16 protein-coding genes and 1 pseudogene are annotated in these 21,930 nt (G+C 70.3%); 11 read left to right on the top strand and 6 right to left on the bottom strand.

Annotation, left to right across the window (positions count from 1 at the left end; all coding sequences use genetic code 11):
* Positions 1 to 667: 667 nt before the first annotated feature.
* A complete protein-coding gene (locus tag ACQP04_RS02900; protein WP_433505532.1) occupies positions 668 to 1,738 on the bottom strand; it encodes an alpha/beta fold hydrolase in 1,071 nt (356 codons plus the stop codon).
* Positions 1,707 to 6,293, bottom strand: coding sequence for an HAD-IC family P-type ATPase (locus ACQP04_RS02895; protein ID WP_433505531.1), 4,587 nt, complete (start codon positions 6,291 to 6,293; stop codon positions 1,707 to 1,709). Before ACQP04_RS02895 ends, ACQP04_RS02900 begins: the two co-directional genes overlap by 32 nt.
* Positions 6,294 to 7,164: 871 nt before the next feature.
* Here ACQP04_RS02895 and ACQP04_RS02890 point away from each other — a divergent pair.
* Entirely contained in the window at positions 7,165 to 8,886 is a 1,722-nt protein-coding gene (locus tag ACQP04_RS02890) for a flavin-containing monooxygenase (RefSeq protein WP_433505530.1), read from the top strand.
* 800 nt (positions 8,887 to 9,686) lie between these two features.
* On the opposite strand, the gene ACQP04_RS02885 is transcribed toward ACQP04_RS02890, so the two are convergent.
* The 3 genes from ACQP04_RS02885 to ACQP04_RS02875 form a co-directional block, all read right to left on the bottom strand.
* Positions 9,687 to 9,881, bottom strand: a complete 195-nt coding sequence (locus ACQP04_RS02885; RefSeq protein ID WP_433505529.1) for a hypothetical protein — start codon at positions 9,879 to 9,881, stop codon at positions 9,687 to 9,689.
* A 199-nt stretch (positions 9,882 to 10,080) separates the two neighbouring features.
* Entirely contained in the window at positions 10,081 to 10,491 is a 411-nt protein-coding gene (locus tag ACQP04_RS02880; protein ID WP_433505528.1) for an LLM class flavin-dependent oxidoreductase, read from the bottom strand.
* A complete protein-coding gene (locus tag ACQP04_RS02875) occupies positions 10,488 to 10,664 on the bottom strand; it encodes a Dabb family protein (RefSeq protein WP_433508284.1) in 177 nt (58 codons plus the stop codon). The genes ACQP04_RS02880 and ACQP04_RS02875 overlap by 4 nt, the downstream gene beginning before the upstream one ends.
* Before the next feature lie 208 nt (positions 10,665 to 10,872).
* Between ACQP04_RS02875 and ACQP04_RS02870 the strand changes: the two are divergent.
* The 8 genes and pseudogenes from ACQP04_RS02870 to ACQP04_RS02835 all read left to right on the top strand — a co-directional run bounded on the left by ACQP04_RS02870 (position 10,873) and on the right by ACQP04_RS02835 (position 19,722).
* A pseudogene (locus tag ACQP04_RS02870) lies at positions 10,873 to 12,259 on the top strand (IS30 family transposase).
* A 329-nt stretch (positions 12,260 to 12,588) separates the two neighbouring features.
* Entirely contained in the window at positions 12,589 to 14,028 is a 1,440-nt protein-coding gene (locus ACQP04_RS02865; protein WP_433505527.1) for an MFS transporter, read from the top strand.
* Between the two features lie 804 nt (positions 14,029 to 14,832).
* Positions 14,833 to 15,078, top strand: coding sequence for a hypothetical protein (locus tag ACQP04_RS02860; RefSeq protein ID WP_433505526.1), 246 nt, complete (start codon positions 14,833 to 14,835; stop codon positions 15,076 to 15,078).
* Entirely contained in the window at positions 15,015 to 15,464 is a 450-nt protein-coding gene (locus ACQP04_RS02855) for a GAP family protein (protein ID WP_433505525.1), read from the top strand. The genes ACQP04_RS02860 and ACQP04_RS02855 overlap by 64 nt, the downstream gene beginning before the upstream one ends.
* A 460-nt stretch (positions 15,465 to 15,924) precedes the next feature.
* Positions 15,925 to 16,470: a hypothetical protein gene (locus tag ACQP04_RS02850; protein WP_433505524.1), complete on the top strand. Its 546-nt coding sequence runs from the start codon at positions 15,925 to 15,927 to the stop codon at positions 16,468 to 16,470.
* A 302-nt stretch (positions 16,471 to 16,772) separates the two neighbouring features.
* The gene (locus ACQP04_RS02845; protein ID WP_433505523.1) at positions 16,773 to 17,063 is read left to right on the top strand and encodes a cytochrome ubiquinol oxidase subunit I; all 291 of its coding nucleotides are present in this window, start codon (positions 16,773 to 16,775) and stop codon (positions 17,061 to 17,063) included.
* Between the two features lie 16 nt (positions 17,064 to 17,079).
* Positions 17,080 to 18,309 (top strand): cytochrome d ubiquinol oxidase subunit II, encoded by a 1,230-nt coding sequence (cydB, locus tag ACQP04_RS02840; RefSeq protein ID WP_433505522.1) that lies wholly within the window; start codon positions 17,080 to 17,082, stop codon positions 18,307 to 18,309.
* Positions 18,310 to 18,921: 612 nt separating this feature from the next.
* A complete protein-coding gene (locus ACQP04_RS02835) occupies positions 18,922 to 19,722 on the top strand; it encodes a hypothetical protein (protein WP_433505521.1) in 801 nt (266 codons plus the stop codon).
* 218 nt (positions 19,723 to 19,940) lie between these two features.
* Here the strand turns inward: ACQP04_RS02835 and ACQP04_RS02830 are convergent, their stop codons facing one another.
* Positions 19,941 to 20,321: a hypothetical protein gene (locus tag ACQP04_RS02830; RefSeq protein WP_433505520.1), complete on the bottom strand. Its 381-nt coding sequence runs from the start codon at positions 20,319 to 20,321 to the stop codon at positions 19,941 to 19,943.
* A 180-nt stretch (positions 20,322 to 20,501) separates the two neighbouring features.
* Between ACQP04_RS02830 and ACQP04_RS02825 the strand changes: the two genes are divergently transcribed.
* On the top strand, positions 20,502 to 20,681 hold the full coding sequence (locus ACQP04_RS02825; RefSeq protein ID WP_433505519.1) for a hypothetical protein: 180 nt from the start codon (positions 20,502 to 20,504) through the stop codon (positions 20,679 to 20,681).
* Positions 20,682 to 21,082: 401 nt separating this feature from the next.
* Positions 21,083 to 21,679 carry a hypothetical protein gene (locus ACQP04_RS02820; protein WP_433505518.1) on the top strand — a complete coding sequence of 199 codons (597 nt, stop codon included), beginning with the start codon at positions 21,083 to 21,085 and terminating at the stop codon, positions 21,677 to 21,679.
* Positions 21,680 to 21,930 lie beyond the last annotated feature (251 nt).

Raw genomic sequence — 21,930 nt, 5'->3', positions numbered from 1 at the left:
CAAGGCCCGGGGCGCCACCCTCCCTTCAACGAAGGACGCGCCAACACCGAACAACGCGATGTTGCCTTCCCTGCAGCGAGTCGGTGGCCAGCACCCGACCGGACGGACCGGCCCGGCGCGCCGCGGCCTCTCCCGGTTCGAGCGCCCTGACGGCTTCCAGGGCCCCTGCGAGCTCATCGTGGCCTAGGGCACGAAGACCCGCTCGCACATCGCGCCGGACGCTTGAAATCAGTAACACGATCGCCCGAGCCGCGAAGGATCTCGCACGACGAACCGTAATTGAAACAAGAATGGGACATGCCGACGATAAGGCCGCGAAAAACGTCTTCGCGAGCCGCGAGGCACGCCATAGCCTTATCGGTCGCCCAGCAAGGGCACTCTCTCCTATGACCGCCACACCGGCATCAGTGAGACCGCCAGTCCGGTCGGCGTATTCTTCGGGCTCATCCCGGTCGCTCTCGCCGACATAACCGCCGTCGCAACGTGCATTTGTCCGGATTGACTCGGTCTCTCGACCGGGCCGCCCTACTGGTCATCGACGTAATGCCTCCAGTGCCGCTGGAGCAGCGGAACTTGACGCCCATGGTCCGGCTACCGACGGAGCGCGTCCGGGGACCGACTCGCGCCGACATGAACGACATGAGCCGACGCTCAAGGGTAAGCAGGTTCAGACCTCGGAGCTCAGCAGTTCGGTGAGGTTGTCGTCGACCTCCTGCAGGTAGGACTGCTCGAATCCGAAGAGGCCGAAGTGGCCGGCGATCGAGTGCACTACCCGGAGTTCGCTGTTCGGCACCAAGGCCTGCTCCGCCTTGCAGTCCCGAACCGGGAAGAACATGTCCTCGTCGATCGGCATGACGAACATCTTTGCCGTTATCCGGCCGAGCGCGGCCGCGAGGTCCCCATCGGTGTTGCGGGAGACATCGCCGCGCTGCCATTTCCAGCCCTGGACGAGTAGCGAATTGGGGTCCATGGCAGCGAAGACGGCGCGAATGAACCGGTCCTTGAACTCGATTGCGCTGCTCCAGGTGACGTCGGGGAGCTCGATGTTGCGCCAGAACTCGGTCCGCCAGAACTCGGTGGACAGGCCCATGACCGCCCAGATGTCGGCATGCCGAGCCAGGCCACGGCCGACGTCGGTGTTCGACGTGTATTCGCCATGATTCCAGCCCGGGTCGTCGGTGATCGCGTCGAGGAGAGTCTGCGTGAACAGGAAGTCGTGCGGAGTGTTCTTCGCGGTGCCGGCGATCGCGGCTGCTCGCTGCACCTTGTCCGGAAAGCGGACGGCCCATTCCCAGGTCTGCTGGGCGCCCATCGAGCCGCCGACCACAGCGTGCAGCCGCTCGATCCCGAACCGCTGTCCGAGCAACTGCTCCTGAGCCCGAACATCGTCACCTATGCGCACCTTCGGGAACTTCGACATCGCGATGTCACCCTCGCTGTTGTGCGGCGATGTCGAGAGCCCGTTGCCGATCTGGTTGACGACGACGATGAAGTACTTGTCGGGGTCCAGCGCCCGTTCCGGCCCGATGTAGGCCTGTTCCCAGGTCAGGTGCGTCCCCGAGAACCACGTCGGGATACAGATGACGTTGCCTTTGTCCTCGTCGAGGGTTCCGAACGTGGCGACGGCCAGGCGCAGGTCGGGAATGACCCCGCCGTCCTCGAGTTCGAACTCCCCCAGGCTGTAGAGCTCGTACGGCCCCTGCATCTCAGGGGTGTAGAAGGGGTTCGTCAATGCCATCGCCGACCTCCCTGTTCATGCTGTCCGACTTCGTCAGCGGCGCGCCGACCGGTGGCGCGCCCCGCTCCCGCCACTGCCTCATCAGGCGCGGCACGACCTCGGCACCGGCGGTGGCGACCCCGGCCCAGCCCAGGACGACCAGCCACGCCAGGGGGTCCAGCGGCGTGCAGCCGAAGAACCGGCTCACCCCGGGCGTCTGAACGACCGCCGCGAGCACGACCAGGGAACCGGCGGCAGTCGCCAGCACCAGCGGGCTCCGCCGCCCGGCCCAGGCCGTCTGGCCGAGCTGGCTGGCGATCAGCGCGGCCAGCCCCATCGTGCTCGCTCTGCCCCGGAACCCGGTGAGCGAGCCCACCGCCCACGCGCCCCCGGCGCCGGCCGCGGTCGCGGCGCCACGCACCAGCACCATCTGGCGCACCGATCGCGTGAAGCCGCGGTGCGGGCCGGCCAGCAGCACGTCCTGGAGCGGGTGCGCGGCCAGCGGCCCGCCGTCACCGTCTCCGCCGGTGCGCCGCGGTGACGCCACCGCGATGGCCAGTGCCGGGAACATGTCGGTGAGCATGTTGACCAGCAGCAGCTGCCGGGTCCCCAGGGGGGACCGGCCGCCGAACGCGGTGCCGAGGACGGTGAAGGCGACCTCCCCGGCGTTGCCGCCCACGAGGACGGACACCGCGTCGCGCACCCTCGACCACATGGCCCGGCCCTCGGCGACCGCATCGACCAACCGGGTCAGGTCGGCGTCGGTGAGCACCACGTCCGCGGACCTGCGCGCGGCCGGTGACTCGGTGCCCGTCACCGCGATCCCCACGTCCGCCAGGCGGATCGCGGCCGCGTCGTTGATCCCGTCACCGGTCATCGCGAGTGTGGCGCCGGCCCGCCGCAGCGCCGCCACCAACGTCACCTTCTGTTCCGGGGACAGCCGGGCGAAGACGGCCGCCTCGCGCACGAGCGCGGCCCGTTCGGCTTCGGTCGCCCGGGCGAGCTGCGCGCCGGTCACCACGCGGTCGGCGTCCGGGACACCGGCCCGTGCCGCGACCGCGCTCGCCGTCTCCGGATGGTCGCCGGTCGCGACGACGACCCGGATCCCGGCGGCGCGCAGCTGCTCCACCACCGTGGCCGTCGACCCGCGGACGGTGTCGGCGAGAGCGACGAACCCGCGCAGCGTCAGCTCCCGCGCCGCCTCGTCGATGTCGTCCGGGCAGCCGTCGACCTGCCGGTCGGCCACCGCCAGCACGCGTAGCCCCTCGGCCGCGAGCGCATCCGCGTGCTCCCGCCCGGCCCCCGCGTCGGTGCAGCGCCCCAGCACGACCTCGGGGGCGCCCTTCACGACGAGGCGCCCGTCGCGCGCGGCGGCGGAGAACGCGCGCCCGGTGGCGAACGGCAGGCTCGTCTCCGGCTCCTGCGCGGCGGCCACGCCCCGCTCGGTAGCGGCGTCCAGGACCGCGCGGTCCGTCTCGTGTGCCTGATCGTCTCCGTCGCCGATGGCGGACGCGGCGAGCTGCAGCAGCTCGTCCTCGCCGATCCCGCCGGCACCGTCGACCGGCACGAGCCGCACCACCCGCAACGTGTTCTCGGTCAGGGTTCCGGTCTTGTCGAAGCAAACCGTGTCGACCCGGCCGAGCGCCTCCAGCACACGCGCGCTCCGCACGACCGTCCCGAGCCGGGAGAGCCGGCGGGCCGCGGCCAGCTGTGCCACGGTGGCGACCAGGGGCAACCCCTCGGGGACCGCCGCGACCGCCACCGCGACGCCCGCCCGGACGGCCTCCCGCAGCGGGCGCCGCCAGAGCACCCCGAGCCCGGCGACCACGGCGCCACCGGCGAGGGTCACCGGCAGGACCGCGCGGGTGAGCTCGCCGAGCCGAGCCTGCACCCCGACCTCGGGTGGCGCGGTTCCGGCCGCGGTGGCGGCCCGTCCCGCCTGGGTCGCGTCGCCGACTGCCACGACCACGGCCCGTCCGCGGCCGGCGACCACGGTCGTGCCGTCGAAGAGCATGCAGGTCCGGTCGGCGACCGCCGCCCCGGGGGTCGCCGTGGGCGACTTCGCGACCGCGAGCGACTCGCCGGTGAGGCTGGACTCGTCGACCTCCAGATCGCAGGCCTCAAGCAGGCGGAGGTCCGCCGGCACCACGTCCCCGGCCTCGACGAGCACGACGTCCCCGAGACGCAGGGCGTCGGCCGGCACGTCCTCGCGGCCGCCGTCGACCTCGCGATGTGCGACCACCTCCTGCTGCAGCAGCAGCGACTCGAGGGCCGTCTCCGCGCGCATCCGCTGGAAGCCGCTGATCACCGCGTTGACCACGGTGACCGCGCCGACGAGCACAGCGTCGGTGACCTCGCCGAGGATCGCGGTGGCCACCGCCCCGGTGCCCAGGACGGGCGTGAGTGGGTCCGACAGCTCGGCCACGACCGTGCGGGCGAAGCGCGCGTGCCGGCGGGTCCCGGGCCGGTCGGCAAGAGTCCGTCGCGGGTGCTCCTCGCCGCCCTGCGCGGACCGGTCGGCCAGCCGGCGCAGGACCTGCTCGGGTTCGAGGGCGTGCCAGGGTGTCTGCACGGTCGGCGGGGGCGCCGGCTCGGCGTCGAGCCGCAGTGCGGCCCACGCCCCCCGCGCCATCATCACCCCGGTCGCCGTCCTGCCGGGCGCCGTCGCCTTCCGCTGCCCGCGCCGCGGGTCGCCGACGGCGGCGAGCAGGGCTCCGAGGACGTTGCCGACGACGGCGCCGCGGGCGGCCTGCGCGCTCACCTCCCGGGCCCGGCGGGTCGCGGCAACGACACGGCAGGCGTCGGCCAGCCCGGGCCCGGTCACCAGGTCCGCGCCCCACGCGGGAGCGCACCCGCGGCGGACCGGGGCGACGGCGACATCCGCCGCCTGCAGCGCCGCACCGTCCACCACGGACACGACGAGCACGCCGCGCCCCTGTGCCTGGAGCCGTCGTACGGTCTGCGCCAACAGTTCGCCTGCGGGTGCGATCTCGTCCGCGAGGCCGGCGAGCTCGCGCGTCCCGGCGTGCTCGGTGAGCACCAGCCGGTGGCCGGCCGCGGCCACTGCCTTGAGCAGTGCCTCGGCGTGGAGGTCGAACTCCGCCGCGACCGTCACCGTCCCGACCCGCCGGTCGCCGTCAAGCACCGTCCGGACCACGCCACCGGGCTCGTCCGGTGACTCCGCGGGCGGGCCCAGCCGGGCACCGGCCTTCCGGTCGGGGTCGGCGAGCAGGCGCGCCGCCGTCGCCCAGACCCCCCGCTCGTCCCAGCCGTCGGCCTCGGCGGTGGCCTGGAGCACGACCGGCGGACCGGTGCACAGCGCGTCCGAGTCCAGGACGACGGTGTCCACGCGGTCCAGCCTCCGATACGCGGAACCGTCCATGGGCAGCACCCCGCGCCGACACATCAGCAGGTCGAGCACCGTGGCGAACGACTCCCGGCCCATGGTCGCCGTCCGGGGCGACAGGGCCTTGAGCAGATCCGCCGAGCGTCCGGGTGCGCGGGTCAGCCCGAGCAAGCCCAGGGCCGCCGGCAGCGAGGCGGGGTTCAGTCGGGACCCGTAGGACTCGATGGGCCCCGGCGGCAGCGGAACCGGCCGCTCGCCCGGTGGTGCGAGCGGCTCGCCCGGCCCCTCCGCCTGCTCGGGGCGGCACAACTCCGGCTCCCGCCGGCGCCAGACCTGCCGGCGTGCGTAGACCTCCAGCGCGCGCTCGACGGCGGCAACCGCATTCAGCGCGGGGATGGTGGGGCTCTGGGTCAGGGCGTGCAGCAGCGCGCTCGTGCCGCTGAACACAAGGTCGGTGCCGATCGGACCGATGCGCCGGGAGAGGCGGTCGGTGATCCAGCCCTGCGAGTCGAGCAGGGCGAGCGCGAGCGTTGCGTGCCGGGGCAGCGCGGGGATCGGGAGCAGCTTCCCCGCGACGGCCACCCCGATCCCCGCCGTGTCGACGGCCGCCATGACGAGCGCGGCCAGCAGGGGTTCGAGGTCGGCCGGGTGCTCGTCGTGACGGGGGAAGACCTGCCGCCCGCCGCGGGCCCGCTCGATCGCGGTCACCGTCGCGACGACGTCCTCGACCCCGACACGCCGCTGGTCGAACGCGACGAGGACCCGGCCGGCGACGTCGTTCACCGTCGCCCACTCCACGCCCTCCAGGCGCTCGAGCTGCCGGCGCAGGGCGCGCCGGATCTCCGCACTGCCCTCGACGGCCGGCTCGGCGAGCTCGACGTGCGCGTGACCCCCGGAGACCCAGACGCGGCGGTGGTGCCGCTCGTCCGCCGGCTCGAACATGCCCCGGGCTACGTCCGCGACCCGCGCCAACCGTCCCTCGGTGAACGGGTCAGATCCTGTCACCTCCGTGGCGACCCGCCTGACGCCGGCCTCTGCGGCGCTCCGCGCGAGCCCCAGCGAGCCGCCGGCGACCGTGGCGGTGGCCCCGGCGACCGCACGGGTGGCCCTGGCGCCGACCACGGCGGACCCCGCGACCAGGCCCGCGGTCAACCCGACCCCGGTCGCGGAGGCGCTCAGGGCCCCTCCCGCTATCAGGCGGGCGGCAGCAGTGAGGCGGGACAGAACCATCACCGGCGCTCCTTACGTGCGACGATGCACACAGGCCGTTTACCCGTCTGCGCGGCGGACATTCGGTCTCGACCTGACAGAGTCCCCCGGCACCCGCATGACTTGCCCTGATCGTCGACGATCGATCCGCGACTCCCGCCCCGCCGCGCGACGCGGTCCACGGCTGCTCGGAGACCTGCCCGACACCGAACTCGACGCCAAGCCCGCGCGGCTGCACCATGCCGTCGGTCCGCTGCTTGACGGGAGCAGGTCGGCCTCACCGCTGGTCGACGAGTCATATATACGGCAATCGCCGGACCACGCACCTCTCGGCGAACAGCTGGAACCGAGTAACCCCGGCTTCTGAGCCGTTGAGGAGTAGACGGCCAAAACCCACTCGTATCGACTATCAGAAGTGTTCAGGACCGAAGTTTCCGGCCCCTTCGCCAACAGTTCAAAGGGACGCGAAGAAGCAGGGCGAGCACTGCGACGCCACGGACCCGGTGGAGCGTCGACGACGAGGTCGTGCTCCCGCGCAGCATCCGCACGCGTTCGATCATCGCGAGTCCAAGAGTCGCGACGACCGCCGCTCGGGGTCATCAGCGCCCCTCCACACCGGTCAGCCGCAGGCCGGACCAATGGGCGGCCGAGCCTTGACACTCGCCGTGCCCCAGCTCACACTCCGCCACACCACCGTCTGGCGCCCCTTGTGCCGCGCCGGGACGGGATGGCGGAGCGCGAACGGCCACAGAGCTGGGCCTCGACGATCCGTGGAGTGCCGGTGAGAGCTGCCTGGAACCGCACGCTCGGCCCGCTCGGGCTACGTCCTTCGCTGCCGGCAGGTCCTGCCGGAGGTAGTACCGACCAAGGAAAATCAACCGGGGAGTAAGGCATGTCCAGCGAGCAGCAGAACACTCCGGGAAACGGTGTCGGACCGGGCACAGATTTCGATGCGATCGTTGTCGGGGCGGGGTTCTCGGGCTTATACATGCTCCACCGCCTGCGCAACACGCTCGGACTGTCGGTGCGCGTGTTCGAGGCGGCGGACGACGTCGGCGGCACCTGGTACTGGAACCGCTACCCCGGCGCCCGGTGTGACTCGGAGAGCTACTTCTACAGCTTCTCCGACCGCTTGTCCGAGGACCTGCTCCAGGAGTGGACCTGGAGCGAGCGCTTCGCCGCCCAGCCGGAGATCCTGCGGTACCTGCAGCACGTCGCCGACCGTTTCGACCTCCGGCGCGACATCCAGTTCGACACCCGGGTCACCAGCGCCGACTACGACGAGGCGACCAACCGCTGGGGGATCAGCACCGACGACGGCGGATGGGTCACCGCGAAATTCCTCATCACGGCCGTCGGCTGCCTGTCCGCGGTCAACCTGCCCAACTTCGAGGGACGCGACAGCTTCCGAGGCGAGCAGTACCACACCGCGCGCTGGCCCCACGAAGGAGTTGACTTCACCGGCAAGCGCGTCGCAGTGATCGGCACCGGGGCGACCGCGGTCCAAGCCATCCCGGAGATCGCCGAGCAGGCGGCCCACGTGTACGTGCTGCAGCGCACCCCGAACTACGACATCGCGGGGCGCAACGGGCCGCTGAGCGAGGAGTACGTGCGCGAGACCAAGGCCACCTACAACGACATCTGGCAGCGGACCCGGGAGACGAGCTTCGGCTTCCCCTACGACGCCCCGGAGCGGCCCGCCCTCTCGGTGCCGGAGGAGGAGCGGCAGCGCATCTACGAGACGGCGTGGGCGCAGGGCGGCTTCCGCATCGGCCTCACGTTCAACGACCTCCTGACCGACCCGGCGGCCAACGAGACGGCCTCGGAGTTCGTCCGAAACCAGATCCGCGCACGGGTGCGCGACACGGAGGTCGCCGAACTCCTCGCGCCCAAGGACCACCCGTTCTTCACCAAGCGGCCGCCCCTCGAGAACGGCTACTACGAGACATTCAACCGGGACAACGTGACGCTCGTCGACGTGCGGCGCTCACCGATCGAGGAGATCACCCCCACAGGTGTGCGGACGCGGGACGCGGAGTACGAGGTCGACGCCATCGTGTTCGCGACCGGGTTCGACGCCATGACCGGCATGCTCTTCAACATGGGCATCGCCGGACGGGGCGGCGTCGCCCTGCGGGAGAAGTGGGCCGAAGGGCCGCGGACCTACCTCGGCGTCGCGACCCACGGCTTCCCGAACCTGTTCATGATCACCGGACCGCAGAGCCCGTCGGTGCTGAGCAACATGCCGGTCTCCATCGAGCAGCACGTCGACTGGATTGCCGACTGCATCAAGTACATGCGCGAGCACAAGCTCGACAAGATCGAGCCGCTGCCCGAGGCCGAGGACGACTGGGTCGACCACCACAACGCGGTGACCCAGGCGACGCTGCTGCCGATGGCAAACTCCTGGTGGGTCGGCGCGAACATTCCGGGCAAGCCGCGCAACCTCTACCCGTACGTCGGCGGCGTCGGGAACTACCGGAAGATCTGCGAGGAGGTCGCAGCACACGGCTACGACGGGTTCGGGATGGCCAAGTACGGGAAGACCTCGGTGACCGGCACGCGCCCGGCCAGCCGCTTCCCGGTCAAGACCGCACGCGCAGTGATCGGCTGAGGAAATCGGCGACTCCGACCCACTTCACCCGATGGCCCAGCAGCTGCTCGCAGCGCTCGACGCGGCCAGCACGCCGACCGGCTGACAAACGATGGTCGCTGGCGCCCTGGCCGGTAATCCGCTGTGATTCCGCCCGCGCTAGTCCACCAGGTCGATGCCTTCCCTCCGACTGGTTCATCTGCTCGCCGGGGGTTGCGGTGGGCCCGGCGGCGTGCTTGCGCGGAGCAGGGGCGGCCACGCAAGTGGAGCCGGCGGCCGTTGATCGACGGGATCCGCGGCGCACCCGGGCCGGCGCGGCGTGGCGGACGTGCCCGAACGCTACGGTCACTGGCAGTCGACCAACGGGTTGTACCGCCGTCGGAGGGCGAAACGGGTCTGGGCGCTGGTGTGGTCCACTCTGCTGACCGGGCCGACACCGGCGACATGATCCGCTGGCACGTCTCGGTCGGCTCCACGATCAGCAGCGGCCGCAGCTGCGTTTCAGGTCCGCCACTACCGGTCGGTCAGGCCTAAAGAGCGGACCCTCGCCTGTCGCCGTGGTTGTCAGGTCCTGTTCGCGCGGGCGGCGACGAAGCAGGCATAGGTCGCGGCGGAGCCTTCGGCGTTGCGTCCGATAGCGGCCGGTGAACGGCGGGCGCTGCTAGCACCCCCGCGATCGCGGGTCGACGGCCTACCCCACCCGATCGACCTGTCGGCCCCAGCCGCCGTGTGTGAAGGACGTCCGCGACTTCGACTCAAGGGGCGCCCGAGACGCGGGCCGATCTCTGCGCGACGCCCCGCTGTGCCGCCGTCAGCGCGGCCTACTTCCTCGCCTCCAGCGTGTAACGCAGGGTCTGCGCGCGGATCCCTTCATCGGCAAAGACGAACTCGATGAACAGGACGTCTTCCTCGAGTATCCTTGTCGGAACATCCCATTCCGCGTCCGGTAGGTCGGCAAGCAGCTCGCGAACGCCGTTCGCCGCGACACGGAAGGTGAGCGACAAGATCGAGATCATCGCCGCTCTTATCGGTCCGCCGGCTCGTGCTCACCTGAGCTCAGCCGCGCAGGACGGATCTGAGGCATCGATATGCAGGACCGCCCGCCCAACTAGCCGAGACACAAAATCCGACGAGCCGCGAAAATCCTACAGCAGCCGTTCGAACTCGCAGTCATTACTGCATTGCACCGTGTCTCTCGCGGGACATAATTGCAGTTCAGATGGGGTGGGCCCCCAGGGGATCGAACCCTGAACCCGCGGATTGAAAGCTAGCTATTGCGGGTGTCGGCCGCTGACGATCAGCGGTGACCTCAGCCGTTCCGCAGGTCATCCCTGTCGTCGGGGTTCCCGCCGTATCGGTCGATGACGGGGTCACCCGGTCCGTCCACGCACAAACGACGCCCTCGACCCGCGCGGTGCGGGCGGCGAGGTACCCGAGCAGCGTGTAGACCTCGAGCATGTCGTGCTCTGGAGGACCGTGGGCGACGATCTGCCACACGTGGTCCATCACGCTGATCCGATCGAAGCCCGCGTCCTCGGCCTCCGCAGCGACCCGAGTCAGGTCGTCCGCGAACGTGGCCGGCCCGCCCGCCCAAGTGAGGTCGGCCAGGTGCAGACCGATCTTCACGCCGTCTCGTTCTGGATCGACAGCCAGCTCTCGCACAGGGGCTCGAGCAGGTCGGCGACCATGGCCCGGTGCAGCGGGTGGTCGAGGTACGCGGCGAAGTCCTCGGTGGTGCCGAAGGTCGTCACCAGGGCGACGTCTGCGACACGCGGGTTGGCGGCGTCCCGAAGCTGCAGATCGGCCTCGACCGAGAGGGGCCCGCGGCGAACGGTGCCTCAGCCCCGAAGGCCTGCAGCCCTGCGATCAGCTTCCGCCGCGCGGCCGGGTCGACCGGTCGACGGAGACGGAATAGCACGGTGTGGGTGAGCACATAGTCCTCCTGGTGCAGGCGGCGAAAGGCGGATTCAACTGGTCGTCGCAACACCCTGATCTTGAGGGGTGCGGATGGGACGAGCACGAGGTTGGGGTTCGGTAGCGACGGGGCGGCCGCCGATGCGGTCACCGGGACGGCCGCCGGCCAACCATCGTCAGGTCCATAGACGGTTCTGGGTCAAGATCGCCGAGGGCCTGTCCAGCGAGGACGCGGCGCTGGCCTGCGGCGTGTCGACCCCGGTCGGGACACGGTGGTTCCGCGAGGGTGGCGGGATGCCGCCGATCTCCCTCGCCGAGCCGTCGGGCCGGTACCTGTCGTTCGACGAGCGCGAGGAGATGGCGCTGCTCAAGGCGCAGAAGGCCGGCGTGCGGGAGATCGCCCGCCAGCTCGGGCGTGATCCATCGACCGTCTCGCGCGAGCTACGCCGCCACCCGCGGTGGCCGGCTGGACTACCGCGCCTCCACGGCGCAGTGGCATGCCGAGCAGCGGGCCCGTCGTCCGAAGACAGCCGAGCTCGCCGCCAATCCGACGCTGCGGGACTAGGTGCAGGACCGGCTCGGCGGCGCGGTCACCGGCACCGACGGCCGCCAGGTGGCCGGCCCGGAGGTGCCGTGGAAGGGACGCCGTCACGGACGCTGCGCCCACCGCCGGTGGGGCCGGTCGTGGAGCCGGATCAGATCGTCCGGCGCCTGCCGCTGGATTTCCCCGGCGATGAGTCGATGCGCATCTCGCACGAGGCGATCTACCAGGCCCTCTACCTCCAGGGCCGAGGTGCGCTGCGCCGTGAGCTCACCCGCCTGTCTGCGGACCGGACGGGCGCTGCGCGTGCCCCGGGCCCGCACCCGCGGTCGGGGCAAGAAGTTCGTCACCCCGCAAATCCCGATCAGCGAGCGACCGCCAGAGGTCGAGGACCGAGCCGTGCCCGGGCACTGGGAGGGCGATCTCATCCTCGGGCTGGGCAGCTCCGCGATCGGCACCCTGGTCGAACGCAACACCCGCTTCACCATGCTGCTGCACCTACCCCGCATGGACGGCCACGGTGACGGGCCGCCGGAGAAGACCGGCCCGGCGCTGGCCGGTCACGGCGCTGAGGCAGTCCGTGATGCCATCGCCGCCGCCATCAGCACGCTGCCCGAGCAGCTGCGGCGCTCGCTGACCTGGGACCAGGGCTGGGAGGTATCCCAGCACGCTCAGCTGCGCCTCGACACCGGGCTACAGATCTACTTCTGCGACCCACACAGCCCCTGGCAGCGCGGCACGAACTAGAACACCAACGGGCTGTTGCGGCAGTACTTACCGAAGGGCACCGACCTCAGCGCGCACGACGCCGAGACCCTCAACGCCGTCGCCACCCTCAACAGTCGACCACGGAAGACTCTCGGCTGGCGCACCCCTGCCGAAGCCCTCGACGATCACCTACTCTCCCTTCCTCCAGGCGGTGTTGCGAGGACCCCTTGAATCCGGGCAATAGACGTCCATCGCCTACACCCAGCGCCTCGCCCTCGCCGGCGCCGCACCCTCGGTCGGAACCCTCGCGACGCCTACGACAACGCCCTGGTTCAGAGTGACGGTCGAGACTGAGTTCTCCGACGACGGAACGTGCGAAGACTGCGCGATCAAAGTCCGATTGCAGGCCTGATGGTAGGTATGCGAAGGCTTCGAACGATCCCATGATGTGGAAATTTTGCCCCGAATCCGCAAATCTTGTCCATCTGCACCCGCGCCATTGGTCGGTCGGAGGCGCGCGAGGGTAGAGTTCTCCCTCCCGTTGTGAGGAGGCTCGCCCCATGGCCGTGCTGGTTCCCCAGGAGGCGCCGAGGATCTGGAAGCTGGACGAGGTCCTGGTCACCGAGCCGGGCGTGATCCGCAGGGCCATCGGTGCCGCGGCAATCGGCAACGTCACCGAGTGGTACGACTTCGGGGTCTACGCCTACTTCGAGCCGACCATCAGAAAGGTGTTCTTCTCCGGCCTCAGCGAAAGCGTCGGCACCATTGCGACATTCGGATTATTTGCCGTGGCGTTCCTCATCCGGCCGCTGGGCGGGCTGTTCTTCGGCCCGCTGGCCGACCGGATCGGGCGCAACCGGGTGCTGGCTACGACGATGGTGCTGATGGCGCTGGGCACCTTCGCCATCGGCTGCATCCCCAGCGAACGCACCATCGGGATCTGGGCGCCGGTCCTGCTGCTGCTGGCCCGGCTGGTGCAGGGGTTCTCCACCGGCGGCGAGTACGGCAATGCCATGACGTTCATCGCCGAGTACGCCCCGGACCGCCGCCGCGGCTTCCTGGGCAGCTGGCTCGAGTTCGGGACGTTCACCGGCTACCTGCTCGGCGCCATCGTGGTGACCGTGGCGGATGCCGCCCTGACCCAGGACCAGCTGTTGTCCTGGGGCTGGCGGATCCCGTTCTTCGTGGCGCTGCCGCTCGGCCTCGTCGGCGTCTACATGCGCGCCCGGCTGGCCGACACCCCCGCCTTCGTCGCGCTGGAGCACGAGGCCGAGCAGCGGGAGAAGGAGCACCGGCACCTGCACCCGCACGAGACCCGGACCCTGCTCGCGCTGTGGCCGTTCCTGCTGGTCTGCATGGGCCTGGTGCTGGTCTGGAACGTCACCAATTACATGCTCACCTCGTACATGCCGACCTACGTCACCGAGACCATGCCGAAGCTGCAGGGCTCGACCACCGACACCACGACCACCTCCCAGATGGTGCAGATCGCGGTGATGGTGGTCGCGCTGATCCTCATCCCGCTCATCGGCAGGCTCTCGGACCGGATCGGGCGCAAGCCGATCGCCTGGCTGGGCTCGATCGGGCTGGTCGTGCTGGGCCTGCCGATGATCCTCCTGGTCCGGACCGAGACCACGGTGGGCGTCTTCCTCGGCCTAATGATCATGGGCCTGTTGTTGATCTGCTTCAGCGCGACGATGCCGTCGACGCTGCCCTCGCTGTTCCCGACCCAGGTCCGCGGCGGAGGCCTCTCCATCGCGTTCAACGTGTCGGTCTCGGCGTTCGCCGGCACCACCTCGCTCGTGGTCGGCGCGCTGGTCGCGGTAACCGGCGACCTGAACTGGCCGGCCTACTACCTGATCATCGCTGGCGGCATCGGCATCGCCTCGCTCTGGTTCCTGCAGGAGCCCAACCGCCGACGCATGTGGGGCTCCCCGCCGGCCGCCACGACCCGGGAGGAGGCCGAGCGGATCATCCAGGCACAGCAGAAAATAGGTTAAACGTCAGACACGGTCGACTCGAGCAGGATGAGGTCCGACCCCAGCCAGGTGTACTACTACCGATCTCAGCCGCGTACTGGACCTGCTCCGGGTTCCGCCACAACCTTGGGGTGCCCGGCAGTCATCGAGCATGCGGTTCCGAGGGGTGCGGCGTCTGCGACCTTTTGAGGACCTCCTGTGGGTCGTACGGATGCCGTCAGACAGCTCCACACCACTCCAGGAGGTCCTCACCCACCAAGATCAATCAGATCGTGTCGTCACACGATCCCCAACTCGACCAACGTCCCCGGACAGCACATCTAGCCCGCGAATAACCCCGGCTTCTCCGGGGTGTCCGAGGAGCCTCCCGGGCGAGGGTCGAAAACCTGGGAGGCACGATGAGACAGGGCCACGGAGCGCTGCCGGCTGGGAGGCGGGCTGGTGGCGCCTCGCGTCGACCGCGAACTGGGCCCGCGGGCCGCGCCGGCGACGATCCGGCAAAAGCTCGCCGGGGCGCTGCACGGGCTGCGCAGCTTCGGCGCCGACTCGACCCGCGGGCCACCGCGCGGCGGACGAGGCCGGTGCTCTGCGTAGAGCTCGGTCAGGCCGAACCGGCGAGGAGCCGTTGTCACCGGGCTTCGATCTCCGGCGGAGCCATGCCCCGCGGCGGGTCGGTCATCGAGCCGCGCGCCGACCGTCGTTCATTCCCCTACGGGTCGTCGGGCTCGTCCCCGGGGTCCGTCGGTCCCTTTCCCCGGCGTGCCGGCGACCCGGACGCTGACCCCTCCGGCGAGAGCCCGCCGTGGCAGGGGAAGGACGGTGGCGATGTTGGGTGAGGCCGTACCGCCCGCGTTGGCGGCGGCGATCTACCCGCCGGCGCTGCTGTTCATGGCATTCGTGCTGGTCCGTCCGCAGCCCCGCAAGCGGGCTGTGATTGTCCTGGCCGGCGCGGTGGTCATCACGCTGGGAGTGGGGTTCGCCGTGGTGCTGCTCCTGCAGAACACCGGGTGGAGAGCCGTCAGCATCGGACAATCCCCCCGTGGATCGACCTCGGCCTCGGTGCGCTGCTGATCCTCTTCGCCGTCCTGGTGTACCGCAGGCCACCACGGGGACCGAACGCATCCCGGCAGCGCCGCGACCTCGGCCTTCTCGGCCTCTTCGCGATCGGCCTGCTGATGTACTCGCCGTCGCCGTTCTACCTGGCGTCCCTGCACGCTATCGCGAAGGGCCAGGCCGGCGCCGTCGCTACCGCACTCGGGGTGGTCCTCGTCGCCGCGATCTACATGCTGATGATCGAGATCCCGATCGTCGCGTACGCCATCCGGCCCGAGGCGACCGTGCGGGGCGTGAGCGCGGTGAACGCCTGGCTGTCCCGCCACGGCCGGACCCTTGTCTGCCTGGCGGCGGCCGCCATCGGGGTCTACCTCGTCGTTTCGGCGACCGTCCGGCTGACCTGAGGCCCCACGTGGGGGTCGTGACCTCACCACACCCGGTGGCCTCGCCGCGTGGCCTGGCACGCGGTCGCCTCGTCGCGCTCGGCCACCCAACAGCGAGGTGGGACCGCCTGCAAGAGGACGCTCGTCGCCGTTGCGATCGTGGACTAGCTGGTGGAAAACGTACTCAGCACGACCCCTGCGGGCACGCACGCGATAAGCACGGAGTCGCTCATGGTCGGAATGGAGCTGGCCAGCCGGGGCAGGGTCTTCGTGCCGCCGCGCCGTGAACTCGTCCATGGTGGCCGTGTCGGTGTCGTCGGAGACCTGGCGCAAGCTGATCCGGCCATCGACGAGGGCCGCATCTTTCGCCCGGCACAGGTGAAGCTCCCCCCCGAGGACGCGATGAGGCTGAGCGCGACCCTGGTCCGCTGTCGTATCACTCGACGGACACCAGGACGCCAATCCGATCGAAGGGGATGACATGGCAATCGGGCCCGTACAGTTGATCGTGCTCGGATTCCGGCATCCGGACTTTCACGGCCGGATCATCGAGGAACTGGAGCGGCTGCGGGACAGCGACACCGTACGGGTGATCGACGCCTTGGCCGTCTACAAGGACGCGGCCGGCGACCTCGAAGCGATGCACCTGAGCAACCTGTCCCAGGATGAGGCGATCGAGTTCGGCAGCAAGATCGGCGCGTTGATCGGCCTCGGCTTCGAGGGCGAGGAGGGAATGGAGGCGGGGGCGCAGGCCGGTGCCGAGGCGGCGGCCGACGGGGCCATGGCGTTCTCGGACGAGGAGGCCTGGGACGTCCTGGCCGACATCCCGAACGACTCCGCCGCGGCGCTCATCCTGCTCGAGCACCACTGGGCGGTGCCCCTACGCGACGCGGTCGCCGAAGCCAACGGCTTCCGCATCAGCGACGGGTTCATCAGTCCGCTGGACCTCGTCGAGATCGGCCTGCTCTCCGACACCGAGGCCAAGGACCAGCACCTACTGGAAACGGCGTCGGCCAGCAGGAGATGACAGGCGAACGTCCGTCACAATCACGAGTTGACTCGGAGGTAGGCATGTTCGGATCACGCAGGGTCGCGCGGCGCACAGCGCGGCGCACAGCCCGTCGGGTCGACCGGCGACGAGGCTGAGCAGAACTCTCGAGGGGGTGGCCCGCCACCACGGGCTACCCTCCCCAGCCCTGCGGCCGCCTGCTCGGGCTGGCCGGGCCTGCCCGGCTGTCAAAGGAAGGCGCAGGTGAGCGCGAGATCTCGGCGCCGGTTGGGTCACCACTCGAACGCCCACTGCCGCTCGCGAGGTTTCGGTTCCTGCGGGTGGCGATCTGGTGCCTGCCGCTGCCGTTCCTGGTCAACACCGCGGGCTGGATCCTGACCGAGAACGGCCGCCAGCCCTGGATCGTGCAGGGACTGCAGAAGACGGCGGACGCCAACTCGCCGTCGGTGACCGCGGCGGCGATCCTCACCAGCCTGCTGATCTTCCTCGTGCTCTACGGGGTGCTGGGCGTCGTGGACTGGATCCTCATGGCGCGCTACGCCCGCCGGGAGCTCCCGGCCGAGGAGGCCGCCGACGAGGTCGAGGCGCCCGCCCCGGCGCCGACCTACTGACCCGGGAGGTGGGCCGATGACCCTCGTCGCGTTCTGGTTCGTCGTCCTCGCGGTGGTGTGGACCGGGTTCCTGCTGCTCGAGGGGTTCGACTTCGGGGTGGGCATGCTGCACGGCGTCGTCGGGCGCGACGAGGCCGGGCGCGACCTCGCGATCCGCAGCATCGGGCCGGTGTGGGACGGCAACGAGGTGTGGCTCGTGCTGGCCGCCGCCGGAACCTTCGCGGCCTTCCCGGTCTGGTACGCGACGATGTTCTCGGCCTACTACCCGGTGCTCGTCGTCGTGCTGGTCGCGCTGATCCTGCGGGGGGTGTCCTTCGAGTTCCGCGCCCACTCGGGGTCGACGCGCGCCCGGGCGCTGTGGAGCGGCGCGCTCACCGGCGGGAGCCTGGTGGTCCCGCTCGGCCTCGGCATCCTGCTCGGCGGGCTGCTGGCCGGGGTCCCGATCGACTCCGCGCAGGAGTTCGTGGGCGGCGCCGGGGACCTGTTCCCGGCGTACGCGCTGATGACCGGAGCGACGGTCGTGCTGGTGTGTCTGGTCCACGGGGCGGTGTTCCTCGCCCTGAAGACCACGGCGGCCCTGCGCCGGCGGGCCCTCGGGATCGCCCGGGCCCTCGCCCCGGTGGTCGCCGTCGTCGTCACCGGGTGGGCGGCGTGGACCCGCGTCACCGCCGGCGACGGGGTGCTGCTGTCCGTGGCCGAGTTCGGGGCGATCCTCGCCGCGATCACCGCGGCCGCCTTCGTGCACGTCCGGCGGGAGGGGCTCGCGTTCGCCGCCACCGCGGCGACCATGGCGGCCCTGACGACGTCGATCTTCTCCGAGCTGTACCCGCGCGTGATGGTGTCCAGCCTCGGCCCCGCGAACGACCTGACCACCACGAGCACCGCCTCCGCCTCGTACGCGCTGACGGTCATGACGGTGGTCCTGGCGGTGCTGCTGCCCGTCGTCCTGGCCTACCAGGCGTGGACCTACCACGTGTTCCGCGCCCGGCTCCGCGGCCCGGCGCCCACGCCACCGGGATCGGCCTTGGCCGGAGCGAGGGGCGAGGCAGTCGCTGCCGTGGATCCCTCCGGCCCTGCACCGGGCACGAACAGCACCGCTCCGGGCGCGACCACCACCGCGCTGGTGCGGGCCGTCCGCCCCCTCGGCCGGCCCCGCCTCCGGGTGTTGGTCGTGCTGCTGGGGTGGGCGATCTTGCGCCACTTGATCCGACCCGAGCTCCTCCCGCCGCGGCGTCCGCGTTGGTGACCCGACTGAGCAGGGGCCGCTCGGCTCCCGGTCGTGCCCGCACTCGTCGACACGGACCGCGCACTCGAAGTCGAGCTTGCGTCAGGATTGCTGGGCGCAGACCGGCTCCACCAACATCGGCTCACCGACCGCGGCAGCTGGGTTCAGGCCTTCTCTTCCTGCTCAAGCGGCAGCTCCGCCGCCACCGCCACGTCGCGCCCCAGCTCGGGCCAACACCCGAGGCGACGACGACCGGCGGGCAGGTCACCTACGACGCACGCCGACTCCGATTGACGGTGGCATCGAACGCGTCCCCGGCCAGCCACCGCTACCAGGTCACCGATCCCCGTCCTGCGGCCAGCCGTCTGTGCTCGCGGCCCCGTAGAGGTCAGCCTCTGCGCTCGAGGTCCTCGCCGTGACTGGGCTTGTATCAAGATCGGCCTAGCAGGCACAGCCTGCCGCCGTACCGAGAATCGGCCTCCACGACGAGACGCGCGGCGCGCAGTCCACCAGCGGTTCACACCGGCGAGGTGATGAGGTGCAGTTGTGTAGATCATTAAATGAGTGGGGCGTCGACTGGCATACATACCCGCCGGTGCACACCGGCTCGGGCGCCGATCGCAAGGAGGGGCGATGTTGTTCTTCTCCCTGAGCACGTGGGTGCTGGCACTCATACTCTTCGCGATCACGCTCCTGGCGACCGGGCTGGGCCTGGTTGCCGGTCGGAAGGTGCGGCACCGGTCAGATGATCTGCGTGAGCCATTCGGCGTCATGCAGGCAGCGCTGCTGGGCTTCATGGGATTGATCCTCGCCTTCGGCCTCAGCCTCGCGGTCGGACGATACGAGGACCGGAGGGCAGCGGTTGTCGCCGAGTCCAATGCGATCGGCACGACCTACTTGCGCGCGCAGACGCTTGCGGAGCCGGTACGAACCCAGTCCCTCGCCCTGCTGAAGAGCTTCACCGACACCAGCATCCGCCTGACGCAGACGGTGCCGGGCAGCTCCGAGGCGAACCGCGTCCTTGCTGACAGCACACAGATCGAGACGCAGCTGTGGGGGCTCGCCGGACAGGCACTCAACGCCGCTCCTACCGATACCGCGCCCCGCCTCTATGTCGACAGCCTCAATCAGACCTTCGACGCGCAGTCGACGCGAGCGTACGGCCTCGGCAACCGGGTGCCAGACGAGGTTCTGCTCTTGGAGGTCGCCGGCGCGGCACTGGCACTTGGCTTGCTCGCCCTCCATCTCGCCACTATGGGGCAGGGCGTATTCACCGTCGTCCTAGCGGCAGTGCTGGTTACCCTGATCCTCTTGGTCACCTTCGACCTGGACCGCCCGACCAGGGGTTTCATTCAAGTGCCGGCCGAACCGCTGATCAACCTGCGTATATCAATGGACGCGCCGCCAGCCGCCAGTGCGCCCAGCGGTGGCTAGCTCTTCATACCGGCAACGCAAGCGTGGCAGGCACTGCTCCTACGCCAGCCCTGCTGCCCAGCGGCCCGCGCGCGGCGTCGAGGGGTCGGGACCGCGGCCCACCCAGCCGGGGCCAGTCCAGATGACCACACCCACCGGACCCGCGAACCCGCATCAGCAGCGCGATGCTGCCGCATCGCGCCAAGAACACCTGCCCCCAAGACAACAAAGACTCCATATCAGCTCGACGGCGGGGCCGTGCGGCTCGGGTCCACCGGCGTCGGGTTCTGGCGGCGTTGGCGCTGCTCGGCCCGCCGCTCGAAGAGCTGATCCTGGCGCCGACGCTCGCGGATGCGCAGCAGCACCAGCATCGAGATGCCGTACGCGATCCCGACGACGATCAGCGCAATGCCGAACTGGGTGACGATCGGCACGTCGATCGTCGAGAGGAGGGCCAGGACGCCGAGGGTGAGCAGGTGGAAGAGCACCGAGAGCAGAATGTTGATCGAGTGGGCGGCTTCGTTGCTCTGGAACACCTCCTCCAGGAAGGGTTGGCCGCGACGGAGCAGCACCTGCCCGACCGCCACCGTCAGCAAGACCGCGGCGATGAGGTAGAACACGTACTCTGTGGTACCCATCGTCTCTCCTTCGGCAGGGGCCACCGTGCGGCGACCCGCCGTAGACGTTTACCCATTCGCGCGGCCTGTACGCCTCCGTCGTAGCGGTCGGTGCTCGCGGACCCGCTGAGAGCCACGACCGTGTGCTCACGGGATTCAGCGCCTACCGAGGCCAGGGGCTACGTGGCCGACTTCGCGCGGCGGGTCGGGGAGGACGGCCCTGCGGCGTATGCGCGGATCGCGCGTTGGGGCGAGCTCGTCGAGCAGGAATCCACCGTCCTGGTGGCCCGGCTGTTCCAGCACCTCGCGGTGATATCCCTGGATGTTCCAGGCGAACACTCCCCTACTGTGGGGTTCCACTGAGCGGTGCCGCCGCCCGGGCGCCTACTGGCGGCCTACGCCCCGTATTTCTAGCGCTGGCACCCGGGTCATCCGTCGGGGCGGTCGAAGGGGCGGTCGGCTTGTTCGCAGGGCACGGCGGCGGGCTAACCGCCTCCGGGCGGGTGCCTGACCCAGCATCGACGCGACACGATAGAAGCCCAAGGCACACAGCCCGGCGCCGCTGTCGATACTTCCCGCGACCCAGACCTGCGCGGCGCGTTGGCCTACACGAGTTGGTGAGCCATGCCGATCAGGAGGAGACCGCTGGCGCCAGGGAAAGCATGGGTGATCGGCTCGGGGGCAGCACGTCAGGTGGTCGCTGCACGCGTGGTCACGGGAACGGCCTCAGCGTGTCTTCAACTCACCCGTTTAGGCTTCCGCTCGTGACCGGAGCGCTGACGCGTAGGACGGCCGGGACGCTCTTCGGAGCGTCGCTCGGCCGGCTCGGGCGTTGGGGCAGCTTCGGTGTGCGGCAGCTCGCAGTGGCCGCGGTGCTGGTGCTGGTCGGCGGGGCGCTCGCCCTCTGCTGCTGCACCGACAGCCCGGGCAGGCCGGAAGCCCGAAGCGCTGCACCTGCGGCGGCCGCCCCCGGGCTCGTCGCTCACCGCGGTGATCTCGAGCAGCACGGCTCCGGCGCGGACACCGGCGACAGGAGCGTGCTCAGGGCTACCGAGAACGCGGATGCGGGGAATGCGCGGATCAGTGCGTCCACGGCCGTCCACCGCGCTACGCCTGGCCGGGCTGCTGAGCGAGCCGGCCAGGACGTCCGGGTGGCCGAGACGTGCGGGGCAGTGGCGACCTCGGATGCCGCCGCTACAACACCGGCCGGGCGCGCGATGCTGACCGCGCCCACCGCGACCGCCGTCGTCTCGACGGCACCCCTTGCCCCACCGGCAGTGATCAGGGCCGTGGATGCGCAGCTCCTCGATCACCTCATAGCTCAGGCGTCGCCTTACCGGCTGTGCGTGATGCGGACGTAGATCGACCGTCGCCGGTCCTTCTGCAACTCCTGCACACGCCGCCCTCGGTGCCCGGTATCGCCGGGCTGGTCCTCACGAGACCGGGCGGTTCCTCGAAGGCGCGTGGCGTCTCCCTCTTCTGCCCTCGGCAAGGTGACTGAGCTGTGATGTCCCAAGGTGCGGATTCCCCGCACGGATCAAGACTTGACCTCCCCACCAAGAAGCTCTACCCGCGGCCATCCGCCGACAGTGCAACGACGCCAGCAGCACCC

Origin of the sequence: Pseudonocardia halophobica, assembly GCF_050948485.1 — a bacterium.
GTDB lineage: Bacteria > Actinomycetota > Actinomycetes > Mycobacteriales > Pseudonocardiaceae > Pseudonocardia > Pseudonocardia halophobica.
Note: the sequence above shows the minus strand (reverse complement) of the source record. Positions and strands in the feature narration are given on the sequence as shown.

Excerpts from the sequence above, each read along its gene's own strand:
- ACQP04_RS02890 (WP_433505530.1), top strand. The coding sequence starts at position 7,165 with ATGTCCAGCGAGCAGCAGAACACTCCGGGAAACGGTGTCGGACCGGGC.
- cydB (WP_433505522.1), top strand. The coding sequence starts at position 17,080 with ATGACCCTCGTCGCGTTCTGGTTCGTCGTCCTCGCGGTGGTGTGGACC.
- ACQP04_RS02865 (WP_433505527.1), top strand. The coding sequence starts at position 12,589 with ATGGCCGTGCTGGTTCCCCAGGAGGCGCCGAGGATCTGGAAGCTGGAC.
- ACQP04_RS02835 (WP_433505521.1), top strand. The coding sequence starts at position 18,922 with ATGTTGTTCTTCTCCCTGAGCACGTGGGTGCTGGCACTCATACTCTTC.
- ACQP04_RS02885 (WP_433505529.1), bottom strand. The coding sequence starts at position 9,881 with ATGATCTCGATCTTGTCGCTCACCTTCCGTGTCGCGGCGAACGGCGTT.
- ACQP04_RS02900 (WP_433505532.1), bottom strand. The coding sequence starts at position 1,738 with ATGGCATTGACGAACCCCTTCTACACCCCTGAGATGCAGGGGCCGTAC.
- ACQP04_RS02850 (WP_433505524.1), top strand. The coding sequence starts at position 15,925 with ATGGCAATCGGGCCCGTACAGTTGATCGTGCTCGGATTCCGGCATCCG.
- ACQP04_RS02860 (WP_433505526.1), top strand. The coding sequence starts at position 14,833 with ATGTTGGGTGAGGCCGTACCGCCCGCGTTGGCGGCGGCGATCTACCCG.
- ACQP04_RS02895 (WP_433505531.1), bottom strand. The coding sequence starts at position 6,293 with ATGGTTCTGTCCCGCCTCACTGCTGCCGCCCGCCTGATAGCGGGAGGG.